At 69.4% G+C, this 16,561-nt stretch carries 15 protein-coding genes; 6 read left to right on the top strand and 9 right to left on the bottom strand.

What is annotated here, in order from left to right; translation table 11 throughout:
• Positions 1 to 29: 29 nt before the first annotated feature.
• From HD593_RS26490 to HD593_RS26515, 6 genes are all read right to left on the bottom strand, one after another.
• On the bottom strand, positions 30 to 872 hold the full coding sequence (locus tag HD593_RS26490; RefSeq protein WP_185104786.1) for a cytochrome c biogenesis CcdA family protein: 843 nt from the start codon (positions 870 to 872) through the stop codon (positions 30 to 32).
• A gap of 20 nt (positions 873 to 892) precedes the next feature.
• Positions 893 to 1,456, bottom strand: coding sequence for a redoxin domain-containing protein (locus HD593_RS26495; protein WP_185104787.1), 564 nt, complete (start codon positions 1,454 to 1,456; stop codon positions 893 to 895).
• A gap of 395 nt (positions 1,457 to 1,851) precedes the next feature.
• A complete protein-coding gene (locus HD593_RS26500) occupies positions 1,852 to 2,517 on the bottom strand; it encodes a potassium channel family protein (protein WP_221524974.1) in 666 nt (221 codons plus the stop codon).
• Positions 2,518 to 2,614: 97 nt separating this feature from the next.
• Positions 2,615 to 3,904 carry an ArsB/NhaD family transporter gene (locus HD593_RS26505; RefSeq protein ID WP_185104788.1) on the bottom strand — a complete coding sequence of 430 codons (1,290 nt, stop codon included), beginning with the start codon at positions 3,902 to 3,904 and terminating at the stop codon, positions 2,615 to 2,617.
• Positions 3,901 to 4,344 (bottom strand): CBS domain-containing protein, encoded by a 444-nt coding sequence (locus tag HD593_RS26510; RefSeq protein ID WP_185104789.1) that lies wholly within the window; start codon positions 4,342 to 4,344, stop codon positions 3,901 to 3,903. The genes HD593_RS26505 and HD593_RS26510 overlap by 4 nt, the downstream gene beginning before the upstream one ends.
• Positions 4,345 to 4,531: 187 nt before the next feature.
• Positions 4,532 to 5,884 carry a TrkH family potassium uptake protein gene (locus tag HD593_RS26515; protein WP_185104790.1) on the bottom strand — a complete coding sequence of 451 codons (1,353 nt, stop codon included), beginning with the start codon at positions 5,882 to 5,884 and terminating at the stop codon, positions 4,532 to 4,534.
• Positions 5,885 to 6,402: 518 nt separating this feature from the next.
• Here HD593_RS26515 and HD593_RS26520 point away from each other — a divergent pair.
• Together HD593_RS26520 and HD593_RS26525 are read left to right on the top strand one after the other, a co-directional pair.
• Positions 6,403 to 7,041 (top strand): TetR/AcrR family transcriptional regulator, encoded by a 639-nt coding sequence (locus HD593_RS26520; protein ID WP_185104791.1) that lies wholly within the window; start codon positions 6,403 to 6,405, stop codon positions 7,039 to 7,041.
• 34 nt (positions 7,042 to 7,075) lie between these two features.
• A complete protein-coding gene (locus HD593_RS26525) occupies positions 7,076 to 8,695 on the top strand; it encodes a CocE/NonD family hydrolase (protein WP_185104792.1) in 1,620 nt (539 codons plus the stop codon).
• Positions 8,696 to 8,761: 66 nt separating this feature from the next.
• Here HD593_RS26525 and HD593_RS26530 read toward each other — a convergent pair whose 3' ends face one another.
• The 3 genes from HD593_RS26530 to HD593_RS26540 are packed head-to-tail and all read right to left on the bottom strand — an operon-like array spanning position 8,762 to position 11,587.
• Complete coding sequence (locus HD593_RS26530; RefSeq protein ID WP_185104793.1) at positions 8,762 to 9,370, bottom strand: TetR/AcrR family transcriptional regulator; 609 nt, start codon at positions 9,368 to 9,370, stop codon at positions 8,762 to 8,764.
• Between the two features lie 43 nt (positions 9,371 to 9,413).
• Positions 9,414 to 10,430: an NAD-dependent epimerase/dehydratase family protein gene (locus HD593_RS26535; protein WP_185104794.1), complete on the bottom strand. Its 1,017-nt coding sequence runs from the start codon at positions 10,428 to 10,430 to the stop codon at positions 9,414 to 9,416.
• An 11-nt stretch (positions 10,431 to 10,441) separates the two neighbouring features.
• Positions 10,442 to 11,587 (bottom strand): FAD-dependent oxidoreductase, encoded by a 1,146-nt coding sequence (locus tag HD593_RS26540; RefSeq protein ID WP_185104795.1) that lies wholly within the window; start codon positions 11,585 to 11,587, stop codon positions 10,442 to 10,444.
• A gap of 348 nt (positions 11,588 to 11,935) precedes the next feature.
• Here HD593_RS26540 and HD593_RS26545 point away from each other — a divergent pair, with 348 nt between their 5' ends.
• The 4 genes from HD593_RS26545 to HD593_RS26560 all read left to right on the top strand — a co-directional run bounded on the left by HD593_RS26545 (position 11,936) and on the right by HD593_RS26560 (position 16,401).
• A complete protein-coding gene (locus HD593_RS26545) occupies positions 11,936 to 12,358 on the top strand; it encodes a hypothetical protein (protein ID WP_185104796.1) in 423 nt (140 codons plus the stop codon).
• A 144-nt stretch (positions 12,359 to 12,502) separates the two neighbouring features.
• Positions 12,503 to 14,938: a PEP/pyruvate-binding domain-containing protein gene (locus HD593_RS26550; RefSeq protein ID WP_185104797.1), complete on the top strand. Its 2,436-nt coding sequence runs from the start codon at positions 12,503 to 12,505 to the stop codon at positions 14,936 to 14,938.
• Between the two features lie 595 nt (positions 14,939 to 15,533).
• Complete coding sequence (locus HD593_RS26555) at positions 15,534 to 15,947, top strand: acyl-CoA thioesterase (protein WP_185104798.1); 414 nt, start codon at positions 15,534 to 15,536, stop codon at positions 15,945 to 15,947.
• A 49-nt stretch (positions 15,948 to 15,996) separates the two neighbouring features.
• Positions 15,997 to 16,401, top strand: a complete 405-nt coding sequence (locus tag HD593_RS26560; protein ID WP_185104799.1) for a Rossmann-fold NAD(P)-binding domain-containing protein — start codon at positions 15,997 to 15,999, stop codon at positions 16,399 to 16,401.
• Positions 16,402 to 16,561 lie beyond the last annotated feature (160 nt).

Consider the following 16,561-nt stretch of genomic DNA (forward strand, 5'->3'; position numbering starts at 1 on the left):
AGGCCTGAACAGCCCCACAGTGTCAGGGCTCAGCGCCGGCGGTGCCGCCTCAGGCCGCCGACCGCGGCGATCGTGGCCAGGACCGCGATCGCGACCACGATCCCAACCGCGCCGAGGGACTCCAGCCACCGGACGATGGTGCCCTGCACCATGCCCGCGGCGTCAATGAGCGCGTCGCCGGTGGTGGTGCCCGCATAGATGCGCAGCTCGTACCAGCCGTAGTAGGCGACGTACAGGCCGGCCAGGACCAGCAGCACACCGCTGACCCGCGACACGTAGGGGAGAACCGCCCTCGTCCGGGCGATGACCGTCGATCCGGCCAACGCCACCACAAGCGACAACGCGGCCACGACCAGGCCCATGCCGATCCCGTAGGCGACGAAGACGATGAAACCGCCCGCGATGCCGCGGGCGGCCAGCGCGGCGGAGGTCACCGCCAGGAACGGGCCGATGGTGCACGACAGGGAGGCCACGGCGTAGCTCAGACCGTATCCGTACAGCGAAGCGAACGAGGCGGCAGGCCTGCCGGTACTCAGCCGGGGCGTGCGGATCAGCAACTCCCGGCCGGTGAGCAGCCATATTCCCAGCCCGGTCAGGGCCAGCCCGATCAGGATCGTCGCCCACGGCAGGTATCGGCCGACCGACACCGCCAGAGGCGTCACCACCAGCCCGAACACCCCGAATACCGTGACGAAGCCCGCCGTCATGGCCGCTCCGAGCAGCAACGCCCGTGCCACCGGGCCGCTTCCCGCCGACCTGCCGTCGGCTACCAACATCGTCAGGTACGCCGGCAGCAGCGCGAACCCGCAGGGATTGAAGGCCGCCACCAGACCCGCGCTCACGGCCAGCGCCAGCGGCAGCTCACCGGTCATGGGCCTGCCCCGTCAGGGCGCTACGCGGCACGCAGGTCGGCGACATGGCGCTCCAAGTCATCGGAGCCGAGCGGTCCCGAGGCCTTCCTGGTCGACCCGTCCGGTTTCACGAACACGAACGTGGACTGCTGGCTGACCTGGAGCCGCGTCCACACCGCGCCCTGCTCATCCGACAACTGCATGAACGTGCCGGTCCCGGTACGCCGTACGAAGTCCTTCATCGCCGCTTGGCTGTCCAGGCCGGCGACACCCACGAAGGCGACGTCCGGGTGCTTCTTCGCGGCCGCCTTGACGGCGGGGGCCTCCGACTGGCACTTGGGGCACCACGGGGCCCAGAACCAGAACACGACCGGCTTGCCCGCCAGACTCGCGCCGTCGAACTTCTGCCCGTCCAGCGTGGTGGCGGTGAACCGCAAGACGTCTGGAACGCGTTCCTCGCTGGACGGCGCCGCTTCGGGAGCGGGGGCGGCCGGCGTTGCGGTGGCCGGCGGCGGCGTACCCTCGCGACCTGCCTCGCCGGAGGCACCGCACGAGGTTAACAGCACGGTCGCCGCGATGGCGGCCGTCACTCGAATTCCTGCCACGTCGTGAGGATAGGCCCATGCGGCTCGCGCAAATCTTACGAGCCGATGACACCCTTCGGGTGCTTGAGCTCAGCCACCTTCGACAGGAGGAGCGCCAGGATTTCCGCTGTTTCCTCGATCTGCCCAGCTGAGCTCGGCCTGGGCCCCCCACGCGGGCCGGAGAGGTCGGCCGGCCAGCGGGTCTCAAGGGGGCACTCACCGGCCTGTGTGCATGGACCCCATGAGTTGGCCGGCCACCGACCTGCTGACGTTCATCGGCGGCGGCAACAACGGCACGGTTTCATCCGTGTGGGTTATGCGCGAAGCCGGCATGGCACGTGCCTCACGGCAGGGGCGTCTCTGCTGAGCTGAGGCAGCGGCTCGGTTGGCCTGGCTGGTAAGCAGCAGTCGAGAGGTCAGGGTAGTTCGGCGAAGCGTTCGATGCGGTCGGGCGGACCGGAGACAATGATCATGTCGTCGTAGGCGAGTTCGGTGTCCGCGGTGGCATAGGTGAACTCCTCGTCCGGGCGTTTGACTGCCACGATCGTGAGGCCGTATCTGCTGCGCAGACTGGAGTCGCCGAGCGCGATGCCGACGAAGTCCCTGGGAGGACGGATCTTGGCCATCGCGAAGTTCTCGTCGACCTCCATGTAATCGAGCAGCCGGCCGCTGACCAGGCGAGCGACGCGCTCGCCCATGTCGTGTTCAGGGAAGACGACATGCCGGACGCCGACGCGGCGCAAGATCTCGCCGTGCTGCTTGCTGACGGCCTTGGCCCAGATGTCGTCGATCTCGAGCTCCACCAAGAGCGAGGCGGTGAGGATGCTGGCCTGGATGTCGCTGCCGATGGCGCACACCGCGCGGCGGAAGTCGGGGACTCCGAGCCGTTGGAGCGCGTCCAGGTCGGTGGAGTCGGCGACGGCGACCTGGGTGATCTGTCCGGTATAGCTCTGTACCAGCTTGGGCCGGTGATCGATGGCCAGCACCTCGGTGCCACGCCGGGTCAGCTCCAGTGCGAGTGCACTGCCGAAGCGACCCAGTCCGATGACCACGACCGTGTCCTGCTGCTCGATGTCGGTCAACGATCTCACGCTCCTTCGATGGCGAGCTGGACGGCAGTACCGACCCCGGTATCAGAGCCGGGATCGGGACCGGGCGCCGGAGCCGAGGAACACGGCCTCACAGATAGCGCAGCCACAGGTACGGCACGCACAACGCGATCGTCACCACGGTCACGACCAGGCCGTACCGGGTGAACTGCCAGAAGCTGATCGGGGTGCCGTTGCGGGCGGCGATGCCCAGCACGACCACGTTGGCCGCCGCGCCCACCGCCGTGGCGTTGCCGCCGAGGTCGGCCCCGAAGGCCAGGGCCCACCACAGCACCTGGGCGTGCTCGTTGCCGCCGTTGGCCTGGACGAGCTCGGCGACGATGGGGCTCATGGTGGCCACGTACGGGATGTTGTCCACGATCGCCGACAACCCGCCTGACGCCCACAGCAGCAGCATCGTGGCGAAGCCCATCTGCCCCTGGGTGGCCTCGGCCGCCGCCTTCGAGATCTGCGGGATCACTCCCGTCTCCACCAGGGACCCGACCATGACGAACAGTCCGGCGAAGAACACCAGTGTCGGCCACTCGACCTCGCGGATCGCCTCCTCGGCGGTGACGCGGGTCGCGGCCACCAGCACGCCGGCGCCCAGCACGGCGACCACCGACGGCTCGTAGTGCAGCACCGGATGCAGCACGAACGCCGCCATGACCAGCACCAGCACGGCCAGCGACTGCCACAGCAGCCGCCGGTCGGCGATGGCCTCCCGCTCGTTCAGCGCCATGACCTCCGCCGCCCGTACCGGGTCGTAGACGAAGAACCTGCGGAACAGGAAGCGGCACATGCCGATATATACGATCATGAGCACGATGACCATCGGCGCCATGTGCACGAGGAAGTCGTTGAAGCTCAGCCCGCCCCGGCTGGCGATGATGATGTTCGGCGGGTCGCCGACCAGGGTGGCGGCGCCGCCGATGTTCGAGGCCAGCGCTTCGGCGATGAGGAACGGCGCCGCGGGCAGCGCCAGCCGCTCGCACACCAGGAACGTCACCGGGGCGATCAGCAGCACGGTGGTGACATTGTCCAGCAGCGCCGAGGCCAGCGCGGTGATCACGACCAGCAGCACCATCAGCCGGTACGGCCGTCCCCTGGCGCGCTTGGCGGCCCAGATCGCCAGGAATTCGAAGACGCCGGTCTGTTTCAGCACGCCGACGATCACCATCATGCCGAGCAGCAGGAAGATGACGTTCCAGTCGATGCCGGTCTCTTCGGAGAAGAACGCGGCTTCGGCGTCGGTGGCGTGGATCAGCAGCATGATCCCGGCCCCGCCGAGCGCCGCCGCGACGCGGTGGATCTTCTCGCTGGCGATCAGCGCGTACGCGCCGAGGAAGACCGCCACCGCCACCCATGCGGTGACCGTCACTCGGACACCGCCCGGTCCAGCAGCGCCTGGAGGGTCACGGCGCCGATGAGTTCTCCGTCGTCCACCACGGCCACCAGAGGGCTGTGCGTGCGGGCCATTAACGCCGCCACCTCGAGCAGCGTGGCATCGGGATCGGTGATGGGGAGCTCGCGAGGCCGTGGCGGCAGCGCGTCGCGGACAGTACGGTCGGCTACCGACCGCAGGAAGCGGTCGGCGTGCTCCTCGTCCACCACCCGCGCCAGCGCCGGATCTTCCTGGCAGTAGTCCGGCACCGCCAGGCGCAGCACCTGCGTGCCGGGCAGGACGCTCAAGGGCAGCCCTTGCTCGTCGACCACGATCAAGCCAGGCAACCGCTGCTGGGCCAGCAGACGTGCCGCCGCCGCTATGGACGTGTCCGGGGTAACGGTCGGCAGGGTCGTAATCAGATCGCGCGCACGCATCAGGAAGCCTCGCTCGGGAACGACGACAGGAACTCGCCGACCAGACTTCCCGGCACACCTACCGACAACGTATCAACAACCGTCTGAACCGTGCTGCTCGCCCCCGCCCATGGCGCCTGCGGCGGCTTTCGTGCAGCGTATGCCTCGACCGGCCTCCGGTGCGCGCCAAGCCGCCGGGGTCCCTGTGTCAGCCAACGATCACTTTTTCCTCCGGTAGTTCGTAGCGGCGGGTGCGTTGTTTCAGCGCGAGCGCCGAGCCCAGGGTGAGCGGGCCGATGCGGCCGATGAACATCAGCACACTGAGCAGCACGTGTCCGGCCAGCGAGGTGTGGGCGGTGATGCCGGTGGACAGGCCGTTGGTGGCGAAGGCCGAGATCGCCTCGAACAGCACCTGGTCGAGGCTGTGTGGTGTGATGATGAGCAGCAGCCAGGTGGAGATCGCGACCAGGATGACGCCGAGCAGGCTGATGGACAATGCCTGCCGTTGCGTCGCGGAGGGCAGCCGCCGATGGCCGATGTTGACCTGATGCTCGCCGCGCAGTTCGGACCAGATGATGAAGAGCAGGAAGCCGAACGTGGTGACCTTGATGCCGCCCGCGGTTCCGGCGCTGCCGCCGCCGATGAACATCAGGACGTCCGTGACCAGCCAGGAGGAGGGGTACATCTGGCCGATGTCGAGGGTGTTGAAGCCACCGGAGCGTGGCATGACGGCGGCGAAGAAGGCGGCCAGCAGCTTGCCGGAGTCGTCCAGGGGGCCCATCGTGGCCGGATTGCGCCACTCCGTCATCAGGAACGTGAGGGTGCCCGCGGCAAGGAGTAACGCGCTCACGCCGACGGTGATGCGGGTCAGGACGGACCAGCGCCGCGGGTACCGCCAGGTGCGCAGCAGTTCGAAGACCACCGGATAGCCGAGGCCGCCGACGATGACCGCCAGGGCGATGGTGAGGCAGATCCACGGGTCGGTGACGAAGCGCATCAGGTTGTCCGGCCAGAGCGCGAAGCCGGCGTTGTTGAACGCCGATACCCCGTGAAAGACACCGAGGTAGACAGCCCGGCCCAGCGGCTCGCCGTACCCGGTGATGAACCGTACGGCGAGGACTGCGGCGATGGCCACCTCGCAGATCAGGCTGAACGTCACCACTTTGCGCAGCACGTGACGCAGGTCGGCCGCGACCACGGACTTGGTCTCCAGCTGGGCGGACAGCCTGGCCCGCAGGCCGACCCGGCCGGAGACGATGACCAGGATGAGCGTGGCCAGCGTCATGATGCCCAGCCCACCGACCTGGATGAGCAGGACGATCACTACCTCACCGAACACCGACCAGTGCGTCTCGGTGTCGACCACGACCAGGCCGGTCACGCAGACTGCGGAGGTGGCGGTGAACAGAGCCGTGAGCCAGTGAGAGCTGTCGCCTTCTGTTGTGGCCAGCGGGGTGCCGAGCAGTAGCGTTCCGATCAGCACTGCCAAGCCGAACCCGGCCGTGATGACCACGGCGGGATGCCGGCCGCGGCCCGGCACAGCCGGGTGGCGCCGCATCATGCGATCGCCCGGCGCTGCGGGTTGCCGGACAAGCTGGCAACGTCGTCATCCATCGCGGAGTCTCCGTTCGGTCGCGCGGCCGTAGACGTCGCCGACCAGACTTCCCGGCACTCCGAGCCATACCGTAGCGCAGCGCGGCGCGCGGCCAGAACAAGCCGGCCCGTGCCGGGCGCAGGTGGCTGATGTCCACCCGCGTGCGTGGTGGCAGACGCCCGGAGGCCGGCACTGCTCGCCGGCCCGCCGAACGTCCGCGCTCTCCCGGGGATTCACCTGGTTGCGCTGCAGCCCCGCTGGAAGCTGCACGTGTTCGGGGGGATCGGGCACGAGGCACCGGTGGCGGTTCCGGACGCTCGACTGGGGCGGGGAGCCGAGCATGGAGGGGTCCGCAAGAAGACGTGCATGCGTACGTGCTGCCAGGCAACGTGTATAGCGCGACCGTGACGCGGTGCGACCCGGCATGATCACAGCCGGCGGCACCGGCTTTCTTTTGTATTGACCATTTGGTTAGCATACTGTCCATGCGATCAGCCGAGGATGATTTGACCGCACGCGCCCGGATCAGGAACGCGGCGCTGGAGCTGTTCGGCGCCGAAGGAGTCGGCGGGGTGAGCCTTCGCGCGGTGGCCCAGCGGGCCGGCGTCTCGCACGCCCTGGTACTGCACCACTTCGGCACCAAGGAGGGCCTGCGCAAGGCATGCGACGACTACGTGATCTCGCTGGTGCGCGACACTCCGGACGCCGACCTGGGCGACACGGCAGGACTGGCCGCCATGCTGGAGGCGGGCACAGCCGTACGACGCTACCTGGGACGGGCGTTCCTGGACAGCACCCCGGAGGCGGCGGCGCTGTTCGACGAGATCGTCGCCTACACCGGTCAATGGCTGGAGCAGGGCGTGCGCGAGGGCTGGGTGCAGCCCAGCGACGACCCGCCCGCACGGGCCGCGATGTACGTGACGTGGCTGCTGGCGCCGCTGGCGTTCGGCGAACATCTGGCGCGCTCGCTGGGCGTGGCCGACGTGCACGACATGCGGACGTTGCTGCGTTTCTCCCGCGCCGGCATCGAGATCTTCACCCGCGGAGTGTTCGCCGACGAGCGCGCCCTGGAGGCGTGGGACGCCGTGCGGGACGAACGCGGGCCACAGCGCGGCTCGCGGTGAACGCTGCGCCTCTGCCAGGAAAGGAACATCTGTCATGAGCATCGCCGCCAGGGTGCTGGCCAACAGGGCGAAACTGGCTCCGGCCGAGACCGAGAACGTGACCATTGAGAAGGACCTGCCTGTCCCGATGCCGGACGGCGTCGTGCTGCTGGCCGATCACTACGCTCCCCAAGGGCTCGGCGACCGGCCGACCGTGCTGATCCGCTCGGTGTACACCGACAGGACCAAGGGCGCCATGGTGAGCCGTCTGGTCGCCGAACGCGGCTTCCACGTGGTGGTCGTCAGCGGCCGGGGGACCTGCGGGTCCGGAGGGACACTCACCCCGTTGGTCTCCGAGCGCGACGACGGCCTGGCCGTCCTGGAGTGGTTGCGCCGGCAGCCGTGGTTCACCGGCGAGCTGGGCACTGTGGGACAGAGTTACAACGGCTTCACGCAGTGGGCGATCGCCGCCGGAGCCGGGCCCGAGCTGCGGGCCATGAGCACCTCGCTGATCGGGTCCAACGCCTACGACCTGGTCTATCCGGGCGGCGCACTGGCTCTTGAGCTCTTCCTCGGCTGGATCAGCATGGTGGCCAACCAGGAGAAGCCGCTGCCCGTCTACCTGTCCGCCGTGGCGTTGGGCGGCAAGAGGCGGGCGCGGGCCGCTCGCCTCCTCCCGCTCACCGAGGCCGACACCGTCGCCATCGGCGCCGTGGCCCCCCACTGGCGGGACTGGCTGGCGCATCCCGACGCCGATGACCCGTGGTGGTCGCGCGGCGATCACAGCCAGGCGATCCCCGCGGTGACCGCCCCGAACCACCTGGTCAGCGGCTGGGACGACTTCGCGCTGCCCGGCCTGGTCCGCGATTACCAGGCACTGCGGAAGGCGGGGCGCGAGCCGTACCTCACCATCGGGCCGTGGCGGCACTGGGACGCCGAGCTGTCGATGACGGCCCTGCGGGAGAGCCTCACCTGGCTCCGCGCCCACCTGCTGAAGGACCGGAACGGGCTGCGCACAGCGCCGGTTCGTATCTACGTCAGAGGCGCCGAGGAGTGGCGCGACCTGCCGGCCTACCCGCCCGCCGAGGCACGACCGCAGCGCTTCTACCTGCACGTGAACGGCGGTCTGGGAGGCGATCTGCCCGCTGGCTCCGCGCCCGACCGTTACCGCTTTGACCCCGCCGACCCGACCCCGGCGGTGGCCGGGATGTCCCGCATGATCGGCATCTCGCGCAAGACCGGGGAGAGCGTGCTGGCCGGGCGTGACGACGTTCTGACCTACACCGGCGAGCCGTTGCCGGCCGATCTGGAGATCATCGGCATCCCCTCCGCCGAGCTGCACGTGACCTCCAGCCTGGCGCACACCGACTTCTACGTGCGCGTCAGCGACGTGGCGCCCTCGGGCACGATCACGCACGTCTCCGATGCGCTGCGCCGGTTCGCCGCCGACCGGCCGATCGACGGGATGCTCGAGATCGAGCTGGCGCCGGTGGCCCACCGGATCAAACGCGGCCACCGCATCCGGGTACAGGTCGCCAGCGCGGCGTATCCGCGCTGGGACCGCAACCTCGGCACCGGCGAGCCACCTGCCAGCGCGAGCGCGATGCGCACAGCCGACCAGCAGATTCACCACGATCCCAGCCGGCCCTCCGTCCTGATCCTGCCGGTCTGCTGACGGGAAGGGCATCATCTCGTCGCACGACCGGTTGCCGCCGCGGGCGTGCGCCCCCTGGCCGCCTCGTTACCGCTCCGGACGGGTGAGGCCGGTGGCGATGATGTCGATGAGCCGGTCGAGGATCTTCGGGTACAGGTCGGGACTGGCCAGCCGGTCGCGGTGCAGCGGCATCATGAGAACGGCCTGCAGGATGCCGACGATCACCTCCGGGTCGTCGCCGGCGAGGTCGTCGCTCTGCTCGGTGAGGTAGGCCGCGAGCGCGGTGACCGGGTTGTCCGGGGCGGAGGTCACCCGCTCCGGATCCAGCTTCCTGACCACGGCCTCCATCTCCTCGGGGTGGGTCATCAGCCTGCCGTAGAGGGGATTGCCGTCCAGCTCGGCGAGCGTGGCGTGCAGGAAGGCGCGCAGTCCGGCGCGGGTGTCGGGCTCCTTGCGCAGCGCACCGTCGATGACCCTGCTCTTGACCTCGGCCATCTGGGCGAGCATCAGCTCCAGGTAGAGCGCCTCCTTGGAGTCGAAGAAGACGTAGAAGGTGCTCTTGGCGATCCCGGTCCCGGCGACCAGGTCTTCCAGGGAGGTCTTGCGCAGCCCCTGGGTGGTGAACAACCGCAGGCCGTTGTCCAGGAGCAGCCGCGTGATGCGCGTCTTCTCCGCGGCCGAGAAGGCGGGAGGCATGAGGTGCACCTTCCGATGGTCGAAACATATCGATCAAATGTTTTCACGTTCCGCGACGAGAACGGACCAGGGTCAGAACGTGCTGCTCCTGGGCCGGGTCGAACCACTGGGCCGGGGACGGGGTGTCCGGCCGCGGGGCGGGGTCGCCTTCGCGCTGCAGCCAGGCCCAGGTGTCGGCCAGGGTGTCGCGGAGAGGCCGGAGGGTGAGCCCGGCCGCCAGCGCGGCGGAGACGCCGGCGTCGTGCAGGCCCGTCGGGCAGGGGTTGCCGGGGTAGCGCAGCCCGAACTCCATGCCGAGCGGGAAGTTCTCCCGCTCCAGCAGCTCCGCGGGCGCCCACACCAGCTCGGCCTCGGATCCGATCACCTGCGAAGCCGTGGCGAGCAGCTCGCCGATCGTGGTGTGCCCGGCCGGTCCGGCGAGGTTGAACGCCCCGCCGGTGCCGCGTTCGGCCGCCGTCAGCATCCAGGCCGCCAGGTCGATCGCGTCGATGTACTGCAGGGCCGCGTCGGCCGGTCCCGGGGCGAGCACGGGCCCGCCGCGTTCGAGCCGCCGCAGCCACCAGGGGATCCGCCCGACATCCTCGTACGGGCCGAGGATCATGCCCGCCCTGGCCAGCAGGGCATGCTCGCCGAACGCCTCGGCCACGGCCAGCTCGCCGCCACGCTTGGCCGCGGCGTAGTCGGTGGCGTCCTGGCTGCCGGGATCACCGGCCACGAGCGGCGCGCTCTCGTCGGCTCCGGCCGGCCAGGGCCAGGCGTAGACGGCGCGGCTGGAGACGTAACCGTAGTGCTCCGCCCGGCCGGCCAGCAGCTGGGCACTGTCGCGGACTACGCTCGGCGCCCAGGCCCAGGTGTCGATCACGGCATCCCACGAACGGCCGCCGAGCGCCTGCCGTACCGCACCTGGGTCGGTGCGATCGGCGACCAGCGCTTCGACGCCCGGCGCGGGCGGGCGCGACTGCCCGCGATTGAGGGTGGTGACGGTGTCGCCGCGCCGCAGCGCGACCTCCACCACGGCACGTCCGACGTGGTGGGTGCCGCCCATGACCAGTACGCGCATCGCCACCCCTCTCAACCCGCCAGCTGGAACTTGCGCTCGACCATCCGGCGCACCGGCCCCCACGACGATAGCCGCAGCGGAAGCTGGGTCAGCTCCAGCACCAGGGGGTTGCGCGGGGCGTAGACACCCTTGACCCGGCGGCCGAGCTTCTGCTTCTTCTCCGCCTCCGGCCGCAGCTCGGTCTCCCATTCCGCCAGCGCGGCCAGAACGTCGCCGCCGTGGCGCTCCAGGGCGGCGCCGAGCCGGTCGGCGCCGCCGACGGCCAGCGAGGAGCCGTAGCCGGCGAACAGAGTCACGCACCACGCGGCGTCGCCGAGCAGCACGACTCTGCCCCGGCTCCACCGGTCGACCACCATCTGGCTGATGGTGTCGAAGTAGACCGAGTCGGCCGACTTCAGTCCTTCCAGAGCGTGGGGGACGAGCCAGCCCATGTCGCCGTAGACCTCGCGCAGCTCCTCCAGCGAGGTGCCCGCCCGGCCGCCATCGGTGCGGTAGCCGAAGAACGCGGCGGTGCGGCCGTCGCCGACGCTCATCATCGCGAACGTGCGGCCGCCCGAGCTGATCGAGCCGGTCGTCTCCGCGGGCAGCCCCTCCGGCCGCTGCTTCAGCATGTAGACCGCGACCCGGTGCCCCATGTCGAGCCGGTAGGCCTCTTCCGGGCCGAAGACCAGCGCGCGCGTCGCCGAGTGCAGCCCGTCGGCGCCGATGAGCAGGTCGGCGTCCTCGGTGGTGCCGTCGCTGAGGGTGACGTGCACCGCGTTCGCGTGCTGCTCGACGGCGGTGATGGTGGTGCCGAACCGGATCGTCGTGTGTTCCTCGACGGCCTCGTACAGCACCGCCTCGATGTCGCCGCGCAGGATGTTGAACGACTTCTTGCCCATGGTGGCCGCGATCGTCTCGCCGCTGAGCGCGAAGCGGCGCTCGCCGCTGGTCTTGCGGTAGACCAGCTCGCGCGTCACGAACGCACGCCGCTTCAGCTCCGGCAGGACACCCATCCGCTCGGCCCCGTCATAACCGATCCCGCCGAACGTCACCCCGTAGCCGCCACCGCGCCGCGCCGGGGCCCGCTCGACCACCAAGGTGTCCCAGCCCGCCTGGTGCAGCCGCAGCGCCGCGGCGAGTCCGGCGATCCCTGCTCCGATGATGATGGCACGCATGTCCGCGTACTCCCTTCCGACAGTGTGTGTCTATGAAAACAGATCGTAGATTTGTTTTCAAGGTGAGGATCGCGGATGCGTGCCTCCTGGCGCGGCCAGTCGACGACAACCAGGGAAGAAACGGCCGGATCCAGCTGTAGCTGCTGCTGCTGACGGCCAGTGACATCGATGAGATCCGGCCATGCCTGCCGCCTCAATTTGATATACGTGGCGGGCACCTTTCCTGTCTGCGTAAAGAACGTGTTGGAAGCCGTAGGGATTGCGTAGAGATTCCGAAGGAAAAAGGCCGCTGGAAGCCAGGAAGAGATGAGATGAAGTGGTTTTCCTGGCGGAGAAAGGACTGGGGCGATGCGTAAGCACGAGTGGGCAGGGCTGATTCCGGCCGGATTCGCATTCGTGGTCGTCATGTGCGCTGCTTCCGCGCTGACCTTTCCCGGGAGCGCGGCGCGCGTAGTGGTCATGGTGGTCGGCATCGGAGTTTTCGGTCTGTGCGCGGGCCGCTACCCGGCCGCGCTCGCGGCAGGAGCGATGGGCTGGTTCTTCACGACAGGGTTCCTGGTCAATGCCAAGGGCGTGCTGACATTCGGGAGCGACGACCTCACCCGGCTGGCCGGGTTCGCCGTTGTGGCGGCTGCGGGTTGCGCTTGCGGACGGGCGTATCACGCACTTTGTTTCCACGGCCGATCGGCGAGGCGGGCGGGAGCGGATGACCATCGGGTCGCCATCCCGGCTGTCCGGATTCCTGGAAGCCATCAGGAACATCCCGTCTGAGTGATGCGGCGAAGTTCCCGGGAGCGAGGTGGTGCGACCTTGCCCTGGTGTGCGAGCTTCGGCGGTGCTAACGTCCGAACTGGAGCGCCGGGAAGCCTGGTCGGCAATGTCGCGGATGATGCCGGCTTTGGGGAAGAAGGCGCGATGGAACTGATCCCGCTGTCTGACATCGATGGCTCCATGCTCGGCCTCGTGGGCGGTAAGGCCGCCGGGCTCGGGGAGATGATCAAGGCGGGGGAGCGCGTCCCCGGCGGCTTCTGCCTGACCGTCGAGTCCTATCGGTCGGGGCAGCTGCCCGAGCAGGAGCTGGTCGAGGCGTACGAGCGGCTCGGCGGCGGCCGGGTCGCGGTTCGCTCCAGCGCCACCGCCGAAGACCTGCCGGAGGCCAGCTTCGCCGGCCAGCAGGACACCTATCTCAACATCGAAGGCGCAGGCGAGCTGATCGACGCGGTTCACCGCTGCTGGGACTCCCTGTTCACCGAGCGTGCCGTCGCCTACCGCGCCGCCGCGGGCGTCGATGAGGCGGCCATGGCCGTGGTGGTGCAGCGGATGATCGACCCGGTCGCGGCCGGTGTGATGTTCACCGCCAACCCGATCACCGGCTGCCGGACCGAGCTGGTCGTCGATGCGGCTCCTGGCCTGGGCACCGCCGTCGTCGAGGGTTCCGTCGTGCCCGACCACTACGTGCTCGACGAGCGGATGCCGGCCGTACCGAATCCCGGCGGCTGCCTGAACGCGGAGCAGCTCGGCCAACTGCGGGCGGCCGGGCTGCGTCTGCAGGAGCATTTCGGCTCGCCGCAGGACGTTGAGTGGGCGATCGACGCCGAGGGTGTGCTGTGGCTGCTGCAGTCCCGGCCGATCACCACGCTCTTCCCGCTGCCGCCCGAGACCGGCGATACGCGGCTCTACCTGGAGTTCGGCCACATTCAGGGCATGCTCCGCCCGTGCACCCCGATGGGCGTGTCGCTGCTCAAGACCGGCGGGAGCATGTGGTTCAAGGCCGCGGGAGCGCAGGTGGACCGGCGTGACCCGTTACCCCGGCTGGTGCCGATCGGCGGCCGGCTCTACTTCGACGTGACCGACTTCCTGCGCAACAAGACCATGCGCGGGAACCTCGGGACCTCCCTGGAGATCTACGGGCCGAGAGTGCAGAGCGCCGTGCTGCGCATGCTCGACGACCCACGGTTCGCGCCGCGACCCGGCCTGCCCTTCCACCTCGGCACCACGCTCAAGGGCGTCCTCCGAATGGTGCCCGCCGGAATGGCCGGAGTGGTGTCGAGCCTGTCCAACCCGGCTCTCGCGCGAGCCCGCGCCTTCCGCGGCACCGCGGAGATCAAGCGGCTGATCGCCCCGCCGGGCGAGTCGGCCACGGCCGCCGAACGGCTGCGCTGGGTCATCGAGGACTCCCACAAGGCGGTCATGAGCATCGACATGCACGGGATCCTGTGGCCGCTGGCGACCGGCATGATCACCGGTACGCTCCCGGCCGCGCTGCTCAAGGGCGTCGCCACGGACGAGGAACTCGACACCGTCCTCGGCGGCATGCCGTACAACGTGACCACGCAGATGGACCTCAAGCTCTGGGACCTGGCGGTGAAGGCGCGCGAGCACCGCGACCTCTTCCTCGGCACCCCACCGGAGGACCTCGCCGCGAAGTACTTCGCCGGCGAACTGCCCGACATCGGGATGACCGGCTTCCTGGCCACGTACGGCATGCGCGCCGCCGCAGAGATCGACGTCGGCGTGCCCCACTGGGACGAGGACCCGGCTCCGCTGTTCGCCACCATCGCCAACTACCTGCGCGTCGACGACCCCGAGCAGGCGCCCGACCTGCGCTTCAAGGCAGCCGCGGCCAAGGCGGAGCGCATGATCGAGACGCTGTCGCGGCGGGCGAGGGCACGGCGGCCGGTTCGCGGCCGGCTGGCGGCGTTCTTCATGCGCCGCTCGCGACAGCTCACCGGGCTGCGGGAGCTCGCGAAGTTCGCCTGGCTGCCCGTGATCCAGGCGTGCCGGAGGCAACTCCTGCTGGCCGGCGCGGACCTGGCCGGCCGCGGCCGGCTCGAACGCGCCGACGACATCATGTTCCTGACGCTGGAGGAGGCGCGAGCCGCCGCGCACGATGAGGCCGACCATCGGGAGCTGGCCACGATACGGCGTACGGAGTATGAGCGGGAACTGCGCCGGCGCATCGTCCCCGGCGCGCTGCTGTCCGACGGGACCGACGTGGAGGCGCTCGCCCCCGCGCCGCCGGCACAGGACGGCGTGCTGACCGGCATGTCCGGTGCTGCGGGGCAGGCCACCGGCAGGGCGCGGGTGATCCGCGACCCGGTCGGCGCGCGCATCGAACCGGGAGAGATCCTGGTCGCACCCACCACAGATCCTGGCTGGACCCCGCTGTTCATGACTGTGGCCGGCCTGGTGACCGAGACCGGTTCTCCGGTGGCGCACGGCCCAACGGTTGCCCGCGAGTACGGGATCCCCGCCGTCATCTGCGTCCGTGGCGCGACGAACGAGATCAGGACCGGACAGTTGATCACCATCGACGGTACAGCGGGCACCGTGCGCGTGGAACCCGAATGACCGCTGGCCGGGCCGGGGCGGCTCGATACCACTGTGCTTGGGCCTACAGGCGCCCTGGCCCGCTCCGGCAACAGCCTTCGCGACGGCCATGGGCAGGACGGATCGGCCCGGGCCGAGTGCCATGAGGGGGTGGCGAGGGCGGCGGCCAGACCGGACCACAGGACGACGGTGCGGCGCCTGGACCAGGTGGAGCAGCCTGGGCGGCTTCGCCACGAGCGAGATCACTGCTGGCCGCCCGTTCTCTTCCGCTCCTCGGGCTTCGCCTTCGCAGGCCCGACGAGCGACGGTCTTCTCGGTCCGTTCGGCGGTTACGTCCCGATCCCCGGCCATACCGTCGACTGACAGTGATCTCGGCCACCACGGTGGCATATCGGTCCGGGTGATCCCTGACACACCTGCATGACCGTGTGGCTCGCTCGTTCAACGGCGAGGCCAGTGGCTGGACACAAAGTGGCGACAAGGGCGACAGATGAGGGAGCTCCGCCAACGAGCTGCTTGTGGGGTGACGTCGTGCCGACGGCTCACGGAAGATCGATCGTGGAGCAGTGCAGCTGTCGCCCCATCCTTCGCGCGAACGAGTCATAAGGAGATACCCATGGCGTACGTGCAGCCGTGGCAGGTGCGGTACTACGAGGCCGATCAGCAGGGAGTGGTCTTCAACGCCTGGTACCTCGCCTGGTTCGACGAGGCCTTCACCAATTTCCTGCGGTGCAAGGGCTTGGCCGTCTCCGAGTTGGTGAACCACGGGATCGACTTCCAGCTTGTCCACTCAGAGATCGATTGGATCAGCGGCGTCCGGTTCGGGGATGACGTCTCGATCGCAGTGGAGCCGGGGCGCATCGGGACGACGAGCTTTGACGTGCACTACACGGTCCTGCGTGACGACGTCGCGACCTGTACCGCGAAGATCGTGTATGTCTCGATCAGCAGTGACGGCGCGGGAAAGCAGCCGGTGCCCGCGCTGCTGCGGAAGGCGCTCACGCAGGCGCACGCCGACGGCAGCCCATGACCGGCCGGCAAGGCCCGCGGGGCGCGGCCGAGGAGCGGGCTCGCCGGTCATGACCATGTGCCGTGAGCGGCTGGCACCCCTTCCCACGTACGTGGCGCTCAAGCTCGATGCCGGAGGCCGCGGGCAGGGCCGCGCCCACGCTCTCGCGTCGGCGCGGGAGTGCGCGGACGTCATCCTCACGGACACCGGCGCTCCCATCAGGACGGTGCCGTACGGCCTGGCGGGAAAGGAAGACCTCGCCGAGACGGTTCGCCTCGTCGAGGACCTGGGCCGGCGTGCTCTGCCGTTCGTCGCGGACGTGCGTTCTCAGCAGGCCCTGGACGACGCCGTCGCCCAGGGCGTCGCCGGGTTCGGCAAGATCGACTGCCTCATCGCCGACTCGTCCAGCTCGGACGACCCTGATCCCGGCATCGCGCACTACACGGCGGCGAAGGCCGGTGTCATCGGCCTATGAAGAACGCGGCGGTGGAGGCCGCGCCCTTCGGCATCCGCTGCAACGCGATCAAGCCCGGCTTCATCGCCGGCGAGATGACCTCGTGGCAGGGCATGCTGGACCGCTACGCCGGCCACGAGGGCGGGACCGTCGAGCACATGCACCAGGCCGGCTACTACTT

The organism is Nonomuraea rubra, from assembly GCF_014207985.1.
Lineage (GTDB): Bacteria > Actinomycetota > Actinomycetes > Streptosporangiales > Streptosporangiaceae > Nonomuraea > Nonomuraea rubra.